Consider the following 20,042-nt stretch of genomic DNA (forward strand, 5'->3'; position numbering starts at 1 on the left):
CCGTGTCTGTTGCTGTGTCGACAGCCTCCCGAACAGATCATAGGGATAGACCCTGGGCATCCGGCGAGGAGACATGTCGAACGCCAAAAATACTGTATGGATAACCAGTTGGACGTTCCATGCTACCCCAAGCCTGTCATTTCTGCCAGTCTGCGCGCGGGCGCGGCGGCATAGACTCTCAAGGCCACATCCACACGAGACTCAAGGAGGAGAAGCATGAGCATCATCCGGGCGGGGCTCTGCCTGCTGCTGTTGCCGCTAGCGACCATGGCCAAGGATCACCCGACAGCCGAATGCAGCTGGCTGTACAAGCGCATCGAGATACTGGAAACCGCCATCAGGCAGGGAGATGAACTGGGCACCAGGGAAGAGCTGGCAAAGCGAAAGAAAGAGTTCAAGGCAAAGGCATGCAGCCAATATGACTACTGACCCCATGCCACATATAAAAACGAGCCGACCCAGGGGTCGGCTCGTTTCGTTGCAAGGCTGCCTTCAGAGCGATATCCACCGTTAGATGATGCGGTTGTCCACCAGCATCTTGCGACGGGCCTCTTCCTTGGCCATCTTCTTCTTGCGGTTGTCACAAGGCTCGGGGCAGTCGCACTCCTTCTCGATCCCGATGGAACCCAGGCCGCCACAGGAGCCGGAGATGGACTTGCGCTGGAAAATGTAGCCGATGGCCATGGCCACCACAACCATCAGAAACACCCCGAAGGTGATCAGAAAGATCTGCATGTAGTTACCCCTTACTTCTTGACCAGATATGGTTTGAAGGCATCCGAATAGGCCTCTTCGAACCCGTCATCCGTCTTGGTGATGGTGAAGATGGCCAGCCCCCGTTCCTTGGCATAGGCCAGGCTCTTCTCCGGCCCCATGACCATGAACACGGTCGCCAACCCGTCTGCAGTCATGCAGGAGGGGTGGATGACGGTCACCGACACCAGGCGGTGCTGGATGGGCTTGCCCGTCAGCGGATCCATGGTGTGGGAGAAGCGCTTGCCGTCCAGCTCGTAATAGTTGCGGTACTCGCCCGAGGTGGCCACCCCGTTGTCACCGGGCAGGATCACCTCCTGTACTGAACCGGCATTGACGGTCGGCTTCTCGATGGCGACACGCCAGGGATGCCCCTTGCCGTTGACACCGTTGATCCGCAGCTCGCCGCCGATCTCCACCAGATAGTTGCGCGCCCCCTGGGACTCCAGGTACTCGGCCACCTTGTCCACGCCAAACCCCTTGGCAATGGCGGAGAGATCCACGTAGAGGTCCGGGATGTCCTTTTGCAGGGTATCGGCATCGGCAGAGGTTATCACATGCAGATTGCCAAGGCCCGTCTTCTGCCGGGTCTGGGCGATCAGCTCGTCGGACGGCACCTTGGTCGGTCTGGCATCCGGCCCAAAGCCCCACAGATTGACCAGAGGACCGACGGTGACGTCCAGCGCCCCGCGGCTCTCGCGGCCAATGTGAATGGCCTCGGTCACCACCCGCGCGGTATCGCGGGAAACCACCACAGGGGTATTGCTCTTGTGCTGGTTGAAGCGTGACAGCTCGGAATCCGGGCGATAGGTCGACATCTGATCGTTGACCCGCTCCAGCAAGACATCGACCTCGGCTTGCAGCCTGGCGGCATCCTGAACGGCGCTATCCGCCACCTTGATGGAGTAGTAGGTACCCATGGTGCTGCCGGTGATGTGGATCTCCGGCTTCGATTGGACCGTTTCCTGACCGCACCCAGTCAAGAAAAAGGCTAGCCCGAAGGCTAGCCAGGTCTTTACAACGCTGCGCATGGATTAACCACCGAAGTCATCCAGCAGGATGTTCTCGTCTTCAACACCGAGGTTCTTCAGCATGTTGATGACGGCGGCGTTCATCACGGGAGGCCCGCACATGTAGAACTCGCAATCCTCAGGCGCCTCGTGGTTCTTGAGGTAGTTCTCGAACAACACGTTGTGGATGAAGCCGGTGTAGCCATCCCAGTTGTCTTCCGGTTGCGGATCGGACAGGGCGACGTGCCACTGGAAGTTGTCGTTCTCGGCCTGCAGCATGTCGAAGTCTTCGACATAGAACATCTCGCGCTTGGAACGGGCACCGTACCAGAAGCTCATCTTGCGCTTGGTCTTCAGACGGCGCAGCTGGTCGAAGATGTGGGAGCGCATCGGCGCCATACCCGCACCACCACCGACGAACACCATTTCGGCGTCGGTGTCCTTGGCGAAGAACTCGCCGAACGGACCGGAGATGGTCACCTTGTCACCGGCCTTCAGGCTGAAGATGTAGGAAGACATCTGGCCGGGAGGGGCAGTCCAGTTGCTGGGAGGCGGGGTTGCGATCCGCACGTTCAGCATGATGATGCCGAACTCTTCCGGATAGTTCGCCATGGAGTAGGCACGGATGATCGGCTCGTTGACCTTGGACTCCAGCTCGAAGATCTTGAAGCGATCCCAGTCGCCACGATACTCCTCGGGAATATCGAAGTTCTTGTACTGCACGTGGTGGGCAGGCGCTTCGATCTGGATATAACCACCGGCGCGGAACGGCACGCTCTCGCCATCCGGGATCTGCAGCTTGAGCTCCTTGATGAAGGTGGCCTTGTTGTCATTGGAGATGACGGTACAGTCCCACTTCTTCACGCCGAAGATCTCTTCCGGCAGCTCGATGTCCATGTCGGAACGCACGGTGACCTGGCAGGCCAGACGCTCCCCATGACGGGCTTCGCCCTTGCTGATGTGATCCAGCTCGGTCGGCAGGATGTCGCCGCCGCCGGATTTCACACGCACCTTGCACTGACCACAAGAGCCGCCGCCGCCACAGGCGGAGGAGACGAAGATACCACTGCCGGCGAGCACGCCAAGCAGCTTGCCACCCGCCGGGCTGGTCACAGCCTTGGCCGGGTCGCCGTTGATGCTGATTGTCACGTCACCGGCGGTCACCAGCTTGGACTTGGCGAACAGAATGACTGCCACCAAGGCCAGCAGGATCACGGTGAACATGACCACACCCAGAATAATTTCCATCTATATTTCCTTTCCGATTACAGGGAAATACCAGAGAAGGACATGAAGCCCAGCGCCATCAGACCCGCGGTGATGAAGGTGATGCCAAGGCCACGCAGGCCTTCCGGAACATCGGAATATTTCATCTTCTCGCGGATCCCTGCCATCGCGACGATAGCCAGCATCCAGCCTGCACCCGAACCCACGCCATAGACCACGGACTCAACGAAGTTGTAGTCACGCTGCACCATGAAGGAGACGCCGCCGAAGATGGCGCAGTTCACGGTGATGAGCGGCAGGAAGATACCGAGGGCGTTGTAGAGGGCCGGGAAGTACTTGTCCAGCGCCATCTCCAGGATCTGCACCAGGGCCGCGATCACCCCGATGAAGGTGATGAAGCTCAGGAAGCTCAGATCCAGACCGGATACCAAGGCACCGTCTTTGAGCACGTAGTTGTAGATCAGGTTGTTGGCCGGGACGGCAACGGTCTGAACCACGATAACGGCAATCCCCAGACCCATGGCGGTCTTGACCTTCTTGGACACCGCCAGGAAGGTACACATCCCCAGGAAGAAGGAGAGCGCCAGGTTCTCGATGAAGATCGAGCGAATCAACAGACTGATATAGTGTTCCATACCTTAATCCTTCGCCTCCACCTGCTTGGGATCCTTGGTGCGCACGCCCCAGATGATCAGACCAATGATGAAGAACGCACTCGGCGGCAGCAGCAGCAGGCCGTTGGGCACATACCAGCCACCATTGTTCACCAGCGGCAGCAGCTCGATGCCGAACCAGGTGCCGGAACCCAGGATCTCGCGCACGGTGGCCACGGTCAGCAGCACGGCGCCATAACCCAGACCGTTGCCGATACCGTCCAGGAAGGAGGGCAGCGGGGCACTCTTCATGGCGTAGGCTTCGGCACGACCCATCACGATACAGTTGGTGATGATGAGGCCGACAAACACCGACAGTTGCTTGGAGATGTCATAGGCATACGCCTTGAGCACCTGGTCAACCACGATAACCAGCGAGGCAATCACCGCCATCTGGGCGATGATCCGCACGCTGTTCGGGATCTGGTTGCGGATCAGGGAGATGAACAGGTTGGAGAAGGCGGTGACCGCGGTAACGGCCAGCGTCATCACGAACGCCGTCTTCATCTGGCTGGTAACGGCCAGCGCGGAACAGACACCCAGCACCTGCAGTGCGATGGGGTTGTTGCCGAGCACAGGCGTCAACAGCAACTTTTTCATTTCGCTCTTGTCAGCCATTGTTGATTTCTCCTGCACGTACCTTGGCCAGGAAGGGACCGAAGCCCTTGGGGCCCATCCAGAAGTCGAAGGTGTGCTGTACACCATTACCGGTCAGGGTTGCACCAGACAGGCCGTCGATTTCATGCTCGGAACCAGCCGGAGCATGGCCCTTGATCACCCGCAGCGCAGGCTGACCGTTCTGGTCGAACAGCTTCTTGCCGACGAACAGCTCGCGCCAGGCCGGGTTCTCGATCTCGCCACCCAGACCCGGGGTTTCACCGTGGTCATAGTAGGTGATGCCCTTGATGGTCTGACCGTCGGCCGCGACCGCTACGAAGGCATACATGGTGGACCACAGACCCTGGCCGTAGATCGGCAGGATGATGTTGTCGACCTTGCCTTCGGAATCTTTCGCGAAGAACACGGGAACCAGCTTGGAGATCTGACGCAGGCCGGCCTTGTCGTCGGCCGGGGCCAGACGGATGCTCTTGGCCGGATCCTTGGCGGCAACCTTGGTGTCGAAGTTGTCGGCGTCGCCGTCAACGAACTCACCAGTGGTCAGATCCACCAGACGCGCTTCAATCTTGTCGCCATAGAGCTGGGCCAGATCACGCTTGGCCACGGCGCTGATGTCGACGCCGGCGACGGACAGGATGTTGCTTTGCTTGTCCAGTGCCTTGTTTTCCAGCTGGGCCGGACGCAGACCCACGGCAGCCACGGAGACCACGATGGAGCAGACCAGACACAGACCGGTCACTACGGCGAGGGTGCCGGTAGTAGAGTCTTTATTAAACGCCACGTGCGATCCTCCGCTTGATGTTCGCCTGCGCCACGAAATGGTCAAACAAGGGGGCAAACAGGTTGGCGAACAGAATGGCCAGCATCATGCCTTCCGGGAATGCGGGGTTCACTACCCGGATCAGCACCACCATCACGCCGATCAGGGCGCCATACCACCACTTGCCCTTGTTGGTGAAGGCAGCGGAAACGGGGTCGGTCGCCATGAAGGCCATGCCGAACGCGAAGCCACCCAGCACCAGGTGCCAGTGCCACGGCATGCTGAACATGGGGTTGGTATCGGAACCGATGACGTTGAACAGCAGGGAGGTCGCGACCATGCCGACCATGACGCCAGCGATGATGCGCCAGGAGGCTATGCGCATGTAGACGATCATGGCTGCGCCGATGAGGATCATCAGGGTGGAAACTTCACCGATGGAACCGGGCAGGTTGCCAAGGAAGGCATCCATCCAGCTGATGGCTTCACCGGTGGCACCGTTGATCAGCGCCATCTGGCCGCCCTGGGCCCACTGGCTCAGTGCGGTTGCGCCGGAGAAGCCGTCAACGGCAACCCAGACCGCATCACCGGAGATTTGACCCGGGTAGGCGAAGAACAGGAAGGCACGACCCGCCAGCGCCGGGTTCAGGAAGTTTTTGCCGGTACCACCGAACACTTCCTTGGCCAGCACCACACCGAAGGTGATACCCAGGGCAGCTTGCCACAGGGGCAGCTCGGGCGGCACGATCAGGGCGAACAGGATGGAGGTCACGAAGAAGCCTTCGTTGATCTCGTGCTTGCGCACCATGGCGAACAACACTTCCCAGAAACCACCGACGATGAAGACGGTGATGTAAATCGGGAAGAAGTGCGCCGCACCGATCAGCATCTTGCTGCCGATGCCGGCGACGGCCGGATCCAGCGAGGCACCGAACAGGGTGGCCAGGGCGTATTGCCAGGAATCGGCACCGGCCGCGCTGCCCATGTGGGCGATGGCGGCGATGGACTGGTTGCCGACGTTGTACATGCCCCAGAACATGGCCGGGAACACAGCCAGCCACACCATGATCATCATGCGCTTCAGATCGATCGCATCACGGACGTGGGCGGCATTGCGGGTCACGGAACCCGGGGTATAAAACAGGGTGTACGCCGCTTCGAACAGGGCATAGTACTTGGCGTACTTGCCACCCGGCTCGAAGTGATGTTCCATATTTTCAAGAAGTTGCTTGAAACTCATCGCTTAACCTTCCAGTTCGATCTTGGTCAGGCACTCACGCAAGACGGGGCCGTACTCTGTCTTGCCGGGGCAGACGAAGGTACAGAGCGCCAAATCTTCCTCATCCAGCTCCAGGCAGCCGAGCGCCTGCGCGCTGTCGGTGTCACCGGAGATCAGATCCCGCAGCAGCAGGGTCGGCAGGATGTCGAGCGGCATCACACGCTCATAGTTGCCGATAGGCACCATGGAGCGATCACTACCGTTGGTGGTGGTAGTGAAGTTGATGAGTTTGCCCTTCATCAGGTGAGAGAGGGTGGTACGGGTGATGGAGAACTTGTTGGCACTGGGTTTGACCCAGCCCATGAACTCTTTCTCACGGCCTTCGCCCAGCACGCTCACCTGGTTGTGGAAGCGACCCAGATAGTCATGGACCCCTTCGGCCTTGGCACCGCTCAGCAGGGAACCGGAGATGATGCGGTTTTCGTCCGCACGCAGCTCGTTGTTGGTCAGCTGGCTGAGGCTGGCACCCAGACGGGTACGCAGCAGACGCGGCTTGATGACGTTCGGGCCAGCCAGGGAGATCACCTTGTCGGTGAAGATCTGGCCAGTGGTGAACAGCTTGCCGTAAGCGATCACGTCCTGATAGTTGATGTGCCACTGCACCTTGTTGGCACCGACCGGATCCAGGAAGTGGATGTGGGTGCCCGGCAGACCGGCGGGATGCGGACCGACGAACACGGCTTCCTTGACCTGGGCCAGGGAGGAGTGCGGCAGGCTGGCTTCGCCCTTGCAGACGTGGACAGTACCATCGGTCAGGCGGGTCAGCACGGCCAGACCGTCGAGGAAGGCCTGGGCCTGTTCCTTGATGATCAGCTCCGCACTGGCGGCCAGCGGGTTGGTGTCCATGGCGGTGACGAAGATGGCGCGCGGGGTGGAACCCACGGCAGGCACCTTGCTGAACGGGCGGGTACGCAGCGCGGTCCATTGGCCTGATGCGACCAGGATCTCCTGCACCTTGCTACGCTCGAGCTGTGGCAGCTCGGCGGAGGCAAAATGCTCAAAGGTCACCTGCTCGTCGGACCCATCGATGTCGATGACAACGGACTGGAGAACACGCTTGGCACCACGGTTGATCTCAGAAACCACACCGGTGGCAGGGGCCGTGAATTTAACGCCGGGATTCTTCTTATCTTCGAAGAGCTCCTGACCTTTAATGACGCGATCACCTACTTTGACAAACATAGTAGGACGCATCCCCACGAACTCTTCGCCGAGTGTAGCAACACGGGTGATGGCCGGGCCATCGTAGATTACTTGCTCCGGAGCACCCAGCACGGGGATGTCCAGTCCTCTTTTAATTGTAATCATACTCACTTGCACTACCGTTAAGGGAAGACAGGTTGGTTAGCGCCGAGAAATACATCACGACGAGTTGTTGAATGAGCCCGTCAACATCGCGGAAAGCTGTCGAAGAAATAAACAAATCAGCAACATACAGGATCATTCAAAAGCGCCTGAGTTTACCACCTTAGGCGAGTTAGCCGCCACGCCAAATGGGGAAAATCCCCGCCCTATCACAAAATTAACCTTCACTGAATATTTCGCGCACGTCCTTGCAAACCGTGGTTTTAAAGGACTTTTCGCAAAACTAACCATATAGAGGTATTTTCCAGGCGCAAGGAAAAGGATTAGAAAAAATAATGCCATCCCCCTCATCCCTGGCTGCACACCATTCGTGATAGCGCTGTTAATGGCCCGAGGAAGGCGCCATCAGGAGGTCCAACGGCTCACGCAAAGGGGGATTTGCTGACGCAACCCGGCGTCTTTGGCGCCTGCTCCCTGGCCTGCCACTCGGATTCGGTATAGGTATGCAACGCCAATGCATGAATGGCTCCCGCCAACTCGTCGGCCAGCACCCCGTTCACCTGACGATGGCGCCCCAGCAAACGCTGTCCCTCAAACGCCTGGCTCACCACGACTACCTTGAAGTGGCTTTCGGAGCCCGGTGCCACCCTGTGCATGTAGCTTTCATTGATCACTTCCAGGTGGCTCGGGGAGAGCGCGGCGGCCAGCTTGGCCTCTATCTGTTGTTGCATGCTCACGGTAAGGACTCCTCGTTGAATATCCGGCCATTGTAGCCAGGGTTGTGCGCCCGATGCATCAGGTACGAAGGATCCGCTCGCTCTCGCCGCACCGGACTGGTGAATTTCTCCGCCGCCGCTAGAATAGCGCCACTTTCACCGCTGCCGGGCAACACGGGGCAGACGGTCGCCATTCATCAATCACACGTTGGACTCTTGCCTATGCAAACCCTGCTCGACACGGCCCACTGCCGCCTGACCCTGTATCGTTACCCGCGGCAGAGCCAGGACCCCCTGCAGGCCTGGGATGCGGCGGACGAGTATCTGATAAGCCACCTTGCCGAATCGCAGCAGGCACCTGACGGCCCCGTCATCATCATGAACGACGGCTTCGGCGCCCTGGCAGGCTACCTGCATGCCCACGACCCCGTCTGCGTGACCGACTCCCACATCAGCGAGCGGGCCACCCTGGCCAATCTGGCGGAAAACGGGCTGGATCCCCACGCCATCACCCTGCAGGATGCCCTGGCCCCCCTGCCCGATGCCCCCGCCCTGGTGGTGATCAAGGTCTCCAAGTATCAGGCGCTGCTGGAGCAGCAACTGCTTGCCCTGCGCGGGGTCGTGACCCCCGCGACCCGCATCATTGCTGCCGGCAAGGCCAAGGACATCCACACATCCACCCTCAAGCTGTTCGAGAAGTATCTGGGAGAGACCCGCACCTCGCTCGCCTGGAAGAAGGCGCGCCTCATTCATTGCACCCCGGCCGCCGAGCGCCCGTCCCTGACCAGTCCCTTCCCGACCGTCTGGCCGCTGGAAGGCACCGACATGCTCATCCACAACCATGCCAACGTCTTCTCGCGCACCAGCCTGGATATCGGCGCCCGCTTCATGCTGGACAACCTGCCCATCCACAGTGCCCGTAGAGTGATCGATCTGGGATGTGGCAACGGCGTGCTCGGGCTCTCCCTGCTCGCGCGGGACAGCGAGGTGGAGGTGACCTTCATCGACGAATCCCGGATGGCGGTGGCGTCCGCACGGCTCAACGTCGAGCACAACCTGCCCGATGCCCTGCCCCGTGCCCACTTCATGGTCAACAACTGTCTCGATGACGTTCCCGTCGGGGCAGCGGACAGGATCCTCTGCAATCCCCCCTTCCATCAGTTGCAGGCGATCACCGATCACATCGCCTGGCAGATGTTCAGCGACGCCCACCGGGTGTTGCCTCAGGGGGGCGAACTCTGGATAGTAGGCAACCGTCATCTGGACTATCACAACAAACTCAAGCGCCTGTTTGGCAACGCACAAGTCGTTGCGTCGAACAGCAAATTCGTTATTTTGAAAGCCATCAAACGCTAAAGATAAAGCTAAAGGAAACCCATGATGAAAAAGTCACTCTTGCTGCTGGCCGCTCTGGTATTGGGCGGTTGTGCTACTCACTGGCCCGAGAGCGCCCTGCTCAACCCGCAAGTCATCCCCTCCAACCAGCAGTACTACTCCGGCAACCGCATCACCATGGAAGGGGTGGACAAGCGTGAAGCCGCCTATGTCTTCTCCATCAAGAAGAAAGAGAAGGCGCCTGTGCTGGTGAACAGCAGTCAGCCTCTCAACAGCCTGCTGGCTGAAAAACTGGCGGAAGGGCTGCGCAGCCAGGGCCTGGAAGTGGGCAACAGCGGCACCACCAACCTGACGCTGGCCATCTCCACTGCCGCCGTCACCGTGGAAGAGAAGACCTTCACCTATGTCACCAAGTCCCGCGTCAGCCTGCAGGTGATTGCCGACTTCCAGGGCAGCAAGCTGACCAAGCAGTTCAACATGTCCTCCAGCAAAGAGAGCCCGGGCGAGCCGAGCATGGCCGATCTGGAATCCACCCTGAACCAGCAGCTGGGCAGCGTGCTGCAGCAGATCATGGCCGACGAGGCGCTGCGCGGTTATCTCAAGGGCCAGCCGAGCTGAGCGAGGACATATAAATGAAGAAACTCTGGTTACTGGTCACCCTGATCGCCCCCCTGGCTTTTGCCGGTCAAAAAGTCCAGATGGAGACCAACCATGGCACCATCGTCGTGGAGCTGGCCCCCAAACAGGCACCCCAGACCGTGAAGAACTTCCTGCGCTATGTGGCAGACGGCAGCTATGACGGCAGCCTGTTCCACCGGGTGATCCAGAACTTCGTGGTGCAGGGTGGGGGCTACAACCAGCAGTTCCAGCCCCTGCCGACCTTCGATCCCGTGGTCAACGAGTCCAGAGGCGGCCTGCCCAACAAGCGCGGTACCATCGCCATGGCCCGCACCCAGGCGGTCGACAGCGCCACTCGCCAGTTCTATTTCAATCTGGTGGACAACGACAACCTCAACGCCAATGCCGGCGCCGGTTACACCGTGTTCGGCCAGGTCGTGAAGGGGATGGAGGTGCTGGACAAACTGGCCCAGGTCCAGACCGGCTACAGCTCCATCCTGCGTGCCAACGACGTCCCCACCAGCCCCATCATCCTGAAGAAAGTGGTGCTGCTCGCGGACAAATAACGCGGCCCGGATCACATTCCACCGCGTCCCTGAACGGGTCACCGGTCTCTTTTTCTATACTCTGCTCCCCGATGTGTGCCACGCATCGGGGAGCAGAACCAGAAGGAGGAGCCGGTGACCTGTCATGATTACATAACCCAACACGCCGGCCCGCTGGCCCAGGCGGTTCGCCATTTTCTGGCACGCAAGATTCCCTACCAGCAGCTGGAAGACTTGAGCTGGCAGCTCCTCTCCCATTGGCAGGCGCTCTGCGTGATCCCCATGGACAAAACCCCCGCCAACGCACAGGAAGGTGTGTTCTGGCATCTGCTTCACAGCCTGCACCTGTGGGATGAGCAGCGCCTCCTCTGTGATGACGCGCTGCGCCTGCAACTCATGGCCTGCGCCAATTTTCTCGCCGACGAGGGCCCCTGCCCGCACCACTGCATCGGCTCACGTCCCTGAAACCTGCCGCCCGCCACTCGGCTTGCCTTGGCTACTCCTGCCGAACCTGACAAAATGACCCCCTTTTCCCAGAGGAGTCAGGCTGTTGAACAATCTCCGCCCGCCCAGTCACACACCGGGCCGCGCCACCCGCTGGCGAGATGCCCTCGCCGTCTATCTGGAAGCGCGGGTACTCATCCTGTTCGCCATGGGATTCTCCTCCGGCCTGCCCTTGCTGCTGGTCTTTGGCACCCTCTCGTTCTGGCTGCGCGAGGCGGATGTCAGCCTGACCGACATCGGTTACATGAGCTGGGTTGCACTGGCCTACGGTTTCAAGTGGCTGTGGTCGCCCCTGGTGGATCGGCTGCCCCTGCCCCTGCTGTCACGGCTGCTTGGGCGACGACGCAGTTGGATGCTGTTCTCCCAGGTGCTGATCGCCCTCTCCCTGGTGGGGATGGCCTATTGCGATCCCAAGACCCAGCTCGCCCAACTGGCCCTCTTCGCCCTGCTGGTGGCTTTCTCCTCTGCCACCCAGGACATCGTCATCGATGCCTATCGCATCGAATCCGCTCCCGAGCGGCTGCAGGCGGCCATGGCCGCTTCTTATATGACGGGGTATCGACTCGCCATGATCATGGCGGGAGCGGGGGCGCTGGCGCTGGCGGCCTGGCTCGGCAGCAACAGCGGCTATGACTATCGCGGCTGGCAGCTCACCTATCTGCTGATGGGAGGGCTGATGTCTCTTGGCATCCTCACCACCCTGATGAGTCACGAGCCGCAGATCGATCTCAAGAGTCAGGACGAGCAGCAGATGGCGCGCAAGGCCACCCTGCTGGCACGGGGTTGGTCACCCACGCTGGCCGGGCTGGGGGCGTGGACCTACGAGGCCATCTGGTGTCCCTTCGCCGACTTCTTCCGCCGCTACGGCTCCTCGGCCCTGCTGATCCTCGGGCTTATCGCCTGCTATCGCATCTCGGACGTGGTGATGGGGGTGATGTCCAACAGCTTCTATGTGGATCTGCAGTTCAGCAAGACGGAAGTGGCCACCATCACCAAGGTCTATGGCGTCATCATGACGCTGGTGGGAGCCGCGCTCGGGGGCGTGCTGGTGATGCGCTTTGGTACCCTGCGCATCCTGTTCCTCGGCGCCGTGCTGACCGCCAGCACCAACCTGCTGTTCGCTCTCCTCAACGAAGTGGGCCACAACCTGGAGCTGCTGACTCTGATCATCTCGCTGGACAACCTCAGCGCCGGCATAGCGACGGCTGCGTTTGTGACCTATCTCTCGAGCCTCACCAACGTCGCCTTCTCCGCCACCCAGTACGCCCTGTTCAGCTCCATCATGCTGTTGCTGCCCAAGTTGCTGGCGGGGTTTTCTGGTCGCGTGGTGGAGCAGATCGGCTACAGCCACTTCTTCATCGGCACCAGTCTGCTCGGCATCCCGGTGATGATCCTGATCATCATGGTTGCCAAACGAGGCAGCACCTTGTCACCACAAACGCACAAATAGCAAGCGTTTGCGCATTTTAGGGGGTGATTAGATTCACAAATCCTGACAAAGTTCCCTGGTGCTTGTTTATCCGCTGAATTTATTTGGCTAGAATCCCTTCCGCTCCTTGTGGGCAGGCTACGGAAAACCTCAACTAACGCACAAGAGACCAATAAAATGGCCAAATTTACCAAGACTCTGATCGCTGCCGGTCTGCTGGCTGCCTCCGCCACTCCGGCCCTTGCTGCCGATTACAGCGGCGACATCCACAAGAACGACTACAAGTGGATGCAGTTCAACGTGATGCACACCATCGACCAACGTCCTTTCACCACTGGTGCTGAAGATTACAACGACACCTACTTCGAAATGGAGTTTGGTGGCCGCTCCGGTCTGTTCGACCTGTACGGTTACGTCGATGTATTCGATATCTTCGATTCCCGTCACAGCAACAAGCACCGCGATCAGAACCTGTTCATGAAGTTTGCGCCGCGTATGTCTCTGGATGCGCTGACTGGTAAAGATCTCTCCTTCGGCCCGGTGCAAGAGGTTTACATCGCCTCCCTGAATAACATCGGTGACCACCAGATGGAGAACATGATCGGTCTGGGTGCTGATGTGCAAGTGCCTTGGTTCGGCAAGGTTGGCATGAACCTGTATGCCCGCCACTCCACCGAAAACCAGTTCTTCGTTGAAGAAGAAGGTGACTGGAACGGTTACTGGTTCGCTATGAACTGGTTCAAGCCTTTCTACACCTTCGGCAACGGCAGCTTCGTCTCCTACCAAGGCTATCTGGACTACGCGTTCGACCTGGATACCCACGACCGTGCCGACCGCACCAGCGACAACCTGGCTACCTTCCACGGTATCTACTGGCACTCCGACCGCTATGCAGTGGGTTACGGCCTGAAGTACTTCATGGATGCCTACGGCACCAAAGACGGCTCCACCGCCTACGACGGTACCCCCTGGAAGAGCTCTGGCTTCAGCCACTACTTCTCCGTGACCTACAAGTTCTAATCGAACTCGTCACACGGACACAAAAAAACCGGAGCAGCTGCTCCGGTTTTTTTATGCCCTCATGCTGGCAGTGGGGGGGAAAGCCGCGCCCTCCCCGTTCGCCATCAATCGCGGAAGTTCTGGAACTGCATCGGCTGGCCCAGTTCGGCGCCACGCACCAGAGCCATGGTCTCTTGCAGATCGTCGCGCTTCTTGCCGGTGACCCGCACCTCGTCGCCCTGGATGGCGGCCTGCACCTTGATCTTGGAATCCTTGATGAGCTTCACCAGCTTCTTGGCCACTTCCTTGTCGATCCCCTGCTTGAACTTCACGGTCAGGTGGAAACGCTTGCCGGAGTGGACGCTGTCACCCACATCCATGGAACTGTTCTCGATCTGGCGCTTGAGCAGGGCGCCGCGCAGGATCTCGACCATCTGCTTGAGCTGGAAATCGGCGTCGGCTTCCAGCTTTACTTCTTCCTTGTTCAATTCGAAGCTGGCTTCCACACCACGAAAATCGAAACGGGTCGCCAGTTCACGGTTGGCGTTATCAACGGCGTTCAACACCTCGTTCATTTTGACTTCAGAGACAATATCGAATGACGGCATAGCCGGGCTCCTCATGCTGTACTTCAGGTTGTGCTGACAGGTGAGCAAATCTACCAGAAAACGGGCAAATTTGCTGATTTCGATGGGATTGCTCTGCTAGAATCCCCTGCGCACAGGAATGGTGAGACCCGTTAGAACCCGTTCAGGAGCGGTCGCGAGAGGTCCGACACTCGGTGAAGTGCAGCCCAGGAACCCGCATGTTCATGCATACATGAGGCTACCTGGCTGCGCATGAACCTTGAGCACGACCCGGCAACCAGCTCATGCACCGGTTCCAGGTATTCACCAAGCGACATCTTCCCTTATCCCGGGTTGGCGGTTGACAGGATGGCAGCCCTTCCCATGATCGAGCCTCTTCATGCCAAGCGGATTACGCGACAACAACCTGAAAACACGCCGTCACCCTGTCTCTCCCGAGTGGACCTTGCTGGGCTGCGGCGCCCTGGGCGGCGTCTTCGCCTCCCTGTTGACCCAAAGCGGCCAAGCAACCCGCCTCCTGCTGCGCGAGCGCCATCGTGCCACCTTGCACCCCGGCGTCGACTTTACCTCCCTTGAGGGGCATACCCAGCTCCTGGCCATCGAACGCGCCTTCATCGACAAGCCGGGCAGCATCAAACGCCTGCTGGTGATGACTAAGGCGGGGCAGGTGATATCGGCCCTCACTCCCCTGGTCGGGCAACTGGCGGCAGGGGTGCCCATCGTGCTGCTGCACAACGGCATGGGGATCGCCGATCAGGTGGTCGCACTCTTCCCCGACAATCCGGTGATCGCCGGCGTCACCAGCCATGGCGCCATGCAGAGCGGCCACTTCGTGTTCCGCCACACCGGCAAGGGGGAGACCTGGCTGGGCCCTGTCAACGAAGCGGCCCGTGCCCATGCCCACCTCGCCGACGAGCTGGCCAGCGCCCTGGGTCAGGCCGGTTGGGATGAGCAGATCCTGACACGCCAGTGGCAGAAACTCGCCGTCAACTGCGCCATCAATCCCCTCACCGCGCTCTACAAGCTCAAGAACGGCGAATTGGCCGGTCCGCGTTTTGCCGATGCCCTGCAGCAAATCTGCGTGGAAGTGGCTGACGTCATGCGGGCCGAAGGTCAGCCTACCGGCAGCGAAGAGCTGCTACGCCGTGTCATGATGGTGGTGGAGCTCACCGCCGACAATTACTCTTCCATGTATCAAGACATGGAACAGGGCCGCGAGACCGAGATCGAAGCCATCACCGGCTTCCTGCTGGGCAAGGCCGCCCTTCACGGTATCGCGGTGCCGGTCAATCAGGGCCTCTATCAGGCCGTCAAAGAGAAGCACTGAGCAGAGCTGGCAAGCAAGGAGTGCAGGATGAGCGTACTGGTACTGGTGGCCCCCGGGTCGGAAGAGATAGAGACGGTTGCCATCGTCGATACCCTGGTTCGGGGTGGCATCGATGTGGTGCTGGCCTCCTGCTGCCCCACTGGAGCGCGCCAGATCCGAGCCTCTCGCGGGGTGCAACTGGTGGCGGATTGCCATCTCGACGAGCTGACCACTCGTGACTTCGATGCCATGGTCGTGCCGGGCGGTATGCCCGGCAGCGAAGTGATCCGCGACACCCCCCTCGCCATCGACCTGCTACGGGAGCAGGCAGGCCTCGGCCGCTGGCGCGCCGCCATCTGCGCCGCACCCGCCGTGGTACTGCACCATCACGGCTTGCTGGGAGATGCGAGCATCACCTGCCACCCGGGCTTTCAGGCCCGTCTGCCCGCGACACAATTGAGCACGGCAAGGGTAGTGACCGATGAAGCCCATCGCCTGATCACCAGCCAGGGCCCGGGTACCGCCATCGAGTTCGCCCTAGAGATAGTGCGGGTGCTGCGCGGCGACGAAGCCGCCCGCGCGGTCGCAGGCCCCATGGTGCTGCCCCCCTCGCTATCGCCATAACCACATCGGGCACTCCTATGAAAGCGGCAGAGCCCCCTTGTTTGGTCTATGTTGGCTGCTCTTGTGCTAGATAAAACAATCCGGGCTTCCCCGGCCTGGCACCGGCTGTTAACATGCGCCCCTTATGCCTGTTATGTGCTCTGGGGTGGCCGTCACGCCGCCCTGACCCTGCCCTGTGCGGCCTCTGCCGCCTGACTCCGGTTATGCCGACCGGCCGGTTTACCCGACCATCAACAGCCAATCCAACCCTGTGATCCCCGCCATTCCCCCTGATTTGCGGGCCTGTGGCCATGGATCCTCAACGAGCGAGAAAATCTCCATGCTGGAACGTGCAAGACAAGAGTGGTTCTCCAACATACGGGGCGATCTGCTGTCGGGCATCGTCGTCGCCCTGGCGCTGATCCCGGAGGCCATCGCCTTCTCCATCATTGCGGGCGTCGACCCCAAGGTCGGCCTCTATGCCTCCTTCTGCATCGCCGTGGTCATCGCCTTCGTCGGCGGTCGTCCCGGCATGATTTCCGCCGCCACCGGCGCCATGGCGCTCCTGATGGTGACCCTGGTCAAGGAACATGGCCTGCAGTATCTGCTGGCGGCCACCCTGCTCACCGGCCTCTTCCAGATAGCGGCGGGCTACCTCAGGCTCGGCAGCCTGATGCGATTCGTCTCCCGCTCCGTGGTGACCGGCTTCGTCAACGCCCTGGCCATCCTTATCTTCATGGCCCAGCTGCCCGAGCTCACCAACGTCACCTGGCAGGTCTACGCCATGACCGCAGCCGGGCTTGGCATCATCTATCTGTTCCCGCTCGTTCCCGTGGTGGGCAAACTGCTCCCCTCCCCCCTGCTGTGCATCGTCATCCTGACGGCGGTGGCCATCACCCTGGGCATCGACATCCGTACCGTGGGCGACATGGGCGAGCTGCCCGATACCCTGCCGCTCTTCCTCTGGCCCGACGTTCCCCTTAATCTGGAGACCCTGGCCATCATCTTCCCCTACTCAGCGGGGCTGGCGGTGGTGGGACTGCTCGAGTCCATGATGACGGCAGCCATCGTCGACGAGATGACCGACACCCCAAGCGATCACAACCGCGAGTGCAAGGGTCAGGGGATCGCCAACATCGGCGCTGGTCTGCTGGGAGGCATGGCGGGGTGCGCCATGATTGGCCAGTCCGTCATCAACATCAAATCCGGTGGCCGCGGCCGCCTCTCCACCTTCGTGGCGGGGACCCTGCTCATCCTGATGGTGGTCTTCATGGATGAGTGGATCCGTCAGATCCCCATGGCAGCCCTGGTGGCCGTGATGATCATGGTCTCCATCGGCACGTTTTCCTGGGAGTCGGTACGCAACCTGAAGAGCCATCCCCTCTCCACCAACCTGGTGATGGTGACCACCGTCGCCGTGGTGGTCGCGACCCACAACCTGGCACTCGGGGTATTCGTGGGGGTGCTGCTCGCCTCCCTCTTCTTCGCCCACAAGGTTGCCCGCGTCATGCTGGTCAAGAGCGACAGCGAGCGCAGCGGCGCCGTGCGTACCTATCTGGTGCGGGGCCAGGTCTTCTTTGCCAGCGCCGAGCAGTTCCTGGCCGGTTTCGATTTCAGGGAGGAAGTGGAGAAGGTGGTCATCGACCTGACGCACGCCCACTTCTGGGACATCACCGCCATCACGGCCCTCGACAAGGTGGTCATCAAGTTCCGCCGTGAGGGGAAAGAGGTGGCGGTCATCGGCCTGAACGACGCCAGTGCCACCCTGGTCGATCGCTTTGCCATCCACGACAAACACCAGGAGGGAGAGCCCCTGCTGGCCGAGCATTGATCCCGGCGCGCCCCAAGAGGGCGCTGCCTGCAAGCCATAAAAAAAGCCCGTCTCTCCCCATGAGATGGGCTTTTTTTGGGCTGTTGGATCACAGTCAACACACGCGCCTCGGCTTGCCCATCCTCAACCGATGCGGCAATGCGGGGTCATGACCTGCCGTCAGGGTGCAAGAGGGGCCAGGAAAGCAGGAACAGGGTGCCGCCCCGCCCGCCGGATTGGCAGACCGCACTGCCGCCGTGGGCCTCGGCAATCGCCTTGACCACGGCCAGCCCGAGCCCGCTGCCGCCACTCTTGCGCGAGCGTGACGGATCCCCCCGGCGAAACGCCTCGAAGATATGGGCGGCGACCTCCTCGCTGATGCCGGGCCCTTCGTCTTCCACGCTCAGGATGCACTGGGCGCCCGAACGATGCAGGCGCACGGTCAGCATGCCCGGCACCGCGTGCTTCTGGGCATTTTCCAGCAGCGCCATCAGGGCCTGACGGATGCGAAGTGCATCGCAACAGACCCAGAGCTCGGCATCGAGCTCCCGTTTGAGGGTGAAACCGCTCGCGGCCAGAGGGGTGGCAAACGCCTCAAGCACCACGGCAAGCTCGTCGGACAGCCTGATCTCCTCTCGTTGCAACTCCAGGTGGCCGCTGTCGTTGAGACTGAGTACCCGCAAGTCTTCGATCAGGTGGGTCAATCCCTCCACCTGACGCAGCAAGCCTTCAAAGAGCGCACGCTCTGGCGGAAATACCCCTTCGGCCAGCCCCTGCAAGCGGCCACGCAAGATGGTCACCGGGGTGCGCAATTCGTGGGCGATGGCGGCATTCCAGAACTCCCGCTCACGGGTCATGCTCTGCAGCCGTTCGGCCATGGTGTTGAAGTCCCGCACCAGTTGCGCCGTCTCCCCGATCGCCTGTTCATCCAGCGGCACGCGCGCATCGAGTTTGCCCTCTGCCACCTCTCGCAGGCTGTTCGCCACCGAATTGAGCGGGGTCAGGATGCGCCGAGAGAGGCGCACCGCCACGTACAGCGCCATCCCCAATGCAATGAGAATGGTCGAGCCAATCCAGATCATCTCGACCCTGGAGGGCATCCAGCTCTCGGAGATGCTGCCAGGCACATAGGTCACGGCAATGGCGTAGAACACATAGGTGCCGATCACCGCGAGGCAGATGATGCCGAGCGCCATCAGCCCCAGGGAGCGGATGATCTGCCTGCGCAGGCCGGGTGCCGATGTCACGCATCGCCCCCGAAGCGATAGCCGACGCCCCAGACACTGGCGGGCACCCCCTGGATGCCCTGTGCCTCCAGCTTCTTGCGCAGCTTGCTGATGTGGCTGTCCACCGTGCGCTCCTGGGTATCCCCCTCCGGCAGGCAGTGGGTCAGCAGTTCGGCGCGGCTGAACACCCGCTTGGGTGCCCGCATCAGGGAGGCGAGCAACTTGAATTCGGTCAGGGTCAGATCCAGCACCTGCTGCCCTTCATCGCGGCAAATGCTGGCCTCGTGGCTCTCCAGATCGATCTGGAAGGGGCCGACCCGCAGTACCCGGGCCGTGGTCTGTTTCGCAGCCTGGCTGCGTCTGAGCACCGCCTGTACCCGGGCCACCACTTCGGCCGGGTTGAAGGGTTTGACCACATAGTCATCCGCCCCCATGCGAAGCCCCATCAGCTTGTCGAGGTCCTGATCCAGGGCGGTCAGCATGATCACCGGCGTGTCGCCACGGGCCCGGATCTCGCTGAGCACCTGCCAGCCATCGAGCTGCGGCATCTGCACATCCAGCAACAGGAGATCGGGTTTGCATGTCTGGTGCATGGCCAGGGCTTCGCGGCCATCGGCGGCATGCAGGGTGCGCAATCCGTGGCGTTGCAGGTAAGCGGCAAGGATGTCGGCAATCTCGGCTTCATCCTCTGCAATCAGTACCAGTGACTGGGCCGCCGGGTTGGCGGAAGCAGGAAGATACGACATGGTCGGACTCGAA

At 60.7% G+C, this 20,042-nt stretch carries 22 protein-coding genes; 10 read left to right on the top strand and 12 right to left on the bottom strand.

Going from position 1 to position 20,042, the window contains the following annotated elements:
* Positions 1–216 precede the first annotated feature (216 nt).
* Positions 217–429, top strand: a complete 213-nt coding sequence (locus OKC30_RS00295; RefSeq protein WP_039040708.1) for a hypothetical protein — start codon at positions 217–219, stop codon at positions 427–429.
* 81 nt (positions 430–510) lie between these two features.
* Here OKC30_RS00295 and nqrM read toward each other — a convergent pair whose 3' ends face one another.
* The 9 genes from nqrM to OKC30_RS00340 all read right to left on the bottom strand — a co-directional run bounded on the left by nqrM (position 511) and on the right by OKC30_RS00340 (position 8,336).
* Entirely contained in the window at positions 511–735 is a 225-nt protein-coding gene (nqrM, locus tag OKC30_RS00300) for a (Na+)-NQR maturation NqrM (protein WP_010673371.1), read from the bottom strand.
* Positions 736–746: 11 nt separating this feature from the next.
* Positions 747–1,784 carry an FAD:protein FMN transferase gene (locus tag OKC30_RS00305; protein WP_109112121.1) on the bottom strand — a complete coding sequence of 346 codons (1,038 nt, stop codon included), beginning with the start codon at positions 1,782–1,784 and terminating at the stop codon, positions 747–749.
* Between the two features lie 3 nt (positions 1,785–1,787).
* Positions 1,788–3,011, bottom strand: a complete 1,224-nt coding sequence (gene nqrF / locus OKC30_RS00310) for an NADH:ubiquinone reductase (Na(+)-transporting) subunit F (protein WP_010673369.1) — start codon at positions 3,009–3,011, stop codon at positions 1,788–1,790.
* A gap of 17 nt (positions 3,012–3,028) precedes the next feature.
* The gene (nqrE, locus tag OKC30_RS00315; protein WP_005303538.1) at positions 3,029–3,625 is read right to left on the bottom strand and encodes an NADH:ubiquinone reductase (Na(+)-transporting) subunit E; all 597 of its coding nucleotides are present in this window, start codon (positions 3,623–3,625) and stop codon (positions 3,029–3,031) included.
* Between the two features lie 3 nt (positions 3,626–3,628).
* Positions 3,629–4,261 (bottom strand): NADH:ubiquinone reductase (Na(+)-transporting) subunit D, encoded by a 633-nt coding sequence (locus tag OKC30_RS00320; protein ID WP_005303545.1) that lies wholly within the window; start codon positions 4,259–4,261, stop codon positions 3,629–3,631.
* The gene (locus OKC30_RS00325) at positions 4,254–5,042 is read right to left on the bottom strand and encodes a Na(+)-translocating NADH-quinone reductase subunit C (protein WP_223933253.1); all 789 of its coding nucleotides are present in this window, start codon (positions 5,040–5,042) and stop codon (positions 4,254–4,256) included. The genes OKC30_RS00320 and OKC30_RS00325 overlap by 8 nt, the downstream gene beginning before the upstream one ends.
* On the bottom strand, positions 5,032–6,261 hold the full coding sequence (locus OKC30_RS00330; protein WP_010673367.1) for an NADH:ubiquinone reductase (Na(+)-transporting) subunit B: 1,230 nt from the start codon (positions 6,259–6,261) through the stop codon (positions 5,032–5,034). Before OKC30_RS00330 ends, OKC30_RS00325 begins: the two co-directional genes overlap by 11 nt.
* A 3-nt stretch (positions 6,262–6,264) precedes the next feature.
* Positions 6,265–7,608, bottom strand: coding sequence for a Na(+)-translocating NADH-quinone reductase subunit A (locus OKC30_RS00335; protein ID WP_041211275.1), 1,344 nt, complete (start codon positions 7,606–7,608; stop codon positions 6,265–6,267).
* 419 nt (positions 7,609–8,027) lie between these two features.
* Positions 8,028–8,336, bottom strand: a complete 309-nt coding sequence (locus OKC30_RS00340; RefSeq protein ID WP_010673364.1) for a BolA family protein — start codon at positions 8,334–8,336, stop codon at positions 8,028–8,030.
* Between the two features lie 207 nt (positions 8,337–8,543).
* On the opposite strand from OKC30_RS00340, the gene OKC30_RS00345 reads away from it, so the two are divergent.
* The 6 genes from OKC30_RS00345 to OKC30_RS00370 all read left to right on the top strand — a co-directional run bounded on the left by OKC30_RS00345 (position 8,544) and on the right by OKC30_RS00370 (position 13,772).
* On the top strand, positions 8,544–9,677 hold the full coding sequence (locus OKC30_RS00345) for a methyltransferase (protein ID WP_111896964.1): 1,134 nt from the start codon (positions 8,544–8,546) through the stop codon (positions 9,675–9,677).
* A 24-nt stretch (positions 9,678–9,701) separates the two neighbouring features.
* Positions 9,702–10,274, top strand: a complete 573-nt coding sequence (locus OKC30_RS00350; protein WP_010673362.1) for a YajG family lipoprotein — start codon at positions 9,702–9,704, stop codon at positions 10,272–10,274.
* A gap of 14 nt (positions 10,275–10,288) precedes the next feature.
* The gene (locus OKC30_RS00355) at positions 10,289–10,840 is read left to right on the top strand and encodes a peptidylprolyl isomerase (protein ID WP_010673361.1); all 552 of its coding nucleotides are present in this window, start codon (positions 10,289–10,291) and stop codon (positions 10,838–10,840) included.
* A gap of 114 nt (positions 10,841–10,954) precedes the next feature.
* Positions 10,955–11,284 carry a hypothetical protein gene (locus OKC30_RS00360; RefSeq protein WP_042864276.1) on the top strand — a complete coding sequence of 110 codons (330 nt, stop codon included), beginning with the start codon at positions 10,955–10,957 and terminating at the stop codon, positions 11,282–11,284.
* 85 nt (positions 11,285–11,369) lie between these two features.
* On the top strand, positions 11,370–12,773 hold the full coding sequence (locus OKC30_RS00365; protein ID WP_048208191.1) for an AmpG family muropeptide MFS transporter: 1,404 nt from the start codon (positions 11,370–11,372) through the stop codon (positions 12,771–12,773).
* A gap of 156 nt (positions 12,774–12,929) precedes the next feature.
* Positions 12,930–13,772 (top strand): nucleoside-specific channel-forming Tsx family protein, encoded by an 843-nt coding sequence (locus OKC30_RS00370; RefSeq protein WP_111896963.1) that lies wholly within the window; start codon positions 12,930–12,932, stop codon positions 13,770–13,772.
* Between the two features lie 104 nt (positions 13,773–13,876).
* Here the strand turns inward: OKC30_RS00370 and OKC30_RS00375 are convergent, their stop codons facing one another.
* Complete coding sequence (locus tag OKC30_RS00375; RefSeq protein ID WP_010673357.1) at positions 13,877–14,359, bottom strand: YajQ family cyclic di-GMP-binding protein; 483 nt, start codon at positions 14,357–14,359, stop codon at positions 13,877–13,879.
* Positions 14,360–14,717: 358 nt separating this feature from the next.
* Between OKC30_RS00375 and OKC30_RS00380 the strand changes: the two genes are divergently transcribed.
* The 3 genes from OKC30_RS00380 to OKC30_RS00390 all read left to right on the top strand — a co-directional run bounded on the left by OKC30_RS00380 (position 14,718) and on the right by OKC30_RS00390 (position 18,078).
* A complete protein-coding gene (locus OKC30_RS00380; protein WP_111896962.1) occupies positions 14,718–15,665 on the top strand; it encodes a ketopantoate reductase family protein in 948 nt (315 codons plus the stop codon).
* 27 nt (positions 15,666–15,692) lie between these two features.
* A complete protein-coding gene (locus OKC30_RS00385) occupies positions 15,693–16,268 on the top strand; it encodes a DJ-1 family glyoxalase III (RefSeq protein WP_111896961.1) in 576 nt (191 codons plus the stop codon).
* 319 nt (positions 16,269–16,587) lie between these two features.
* Positions 16,588–18,078 carry a SulP family inorganic anion transporter gene (locus OKC30_RS00390; protein WP_111896960.1) on the top strand — a complete coding sequence of 497 codons (1,491 nt, stop codon included), beginning with the start codon at positions 16,588–16,590 and terminating at the stop codon, positions 18,076–18,078.
* Positions 18,079–18,224: 146 nt separating this feature from the next.
* Here OKC30_RS00390 and OKC30_RS00395 read toward each other — a convergent pair whose 3' ends face one another.
* Entirely contained in the window at positions 18,225–19,304 is a 1,080-nt protein-coding gene (locus OKC30_RS00395) for an ATP-binding protein (protein WP_111896696.1), read from the bottom strand.
* Positions 19,301–20,029, bottom strand: a complete 729-nt coding sequence (locus OKC30_RS00400; protein WP_042864283.1) for a response regulator — start codon at positions 20,027–20,029, stop codon at positions 19,301–19,303. Before OKC30_RS00400 ends, OKC30_RS00395 begins: the two co-directional genes overlap by 4 nt.
* Positions 20,030–20,042 lie beyond the last annotated feature (13 nt).

The organism is Aeromonas sp. QDB18 (genome assembly GCF_027705325.1).
Classification (GTDB): Bacteria; Pseudomonadota; Gammaproteobacteria; order Enterobacterales; family Aeromonadaceae; genus Aeromonas; species Aeromonas caviae.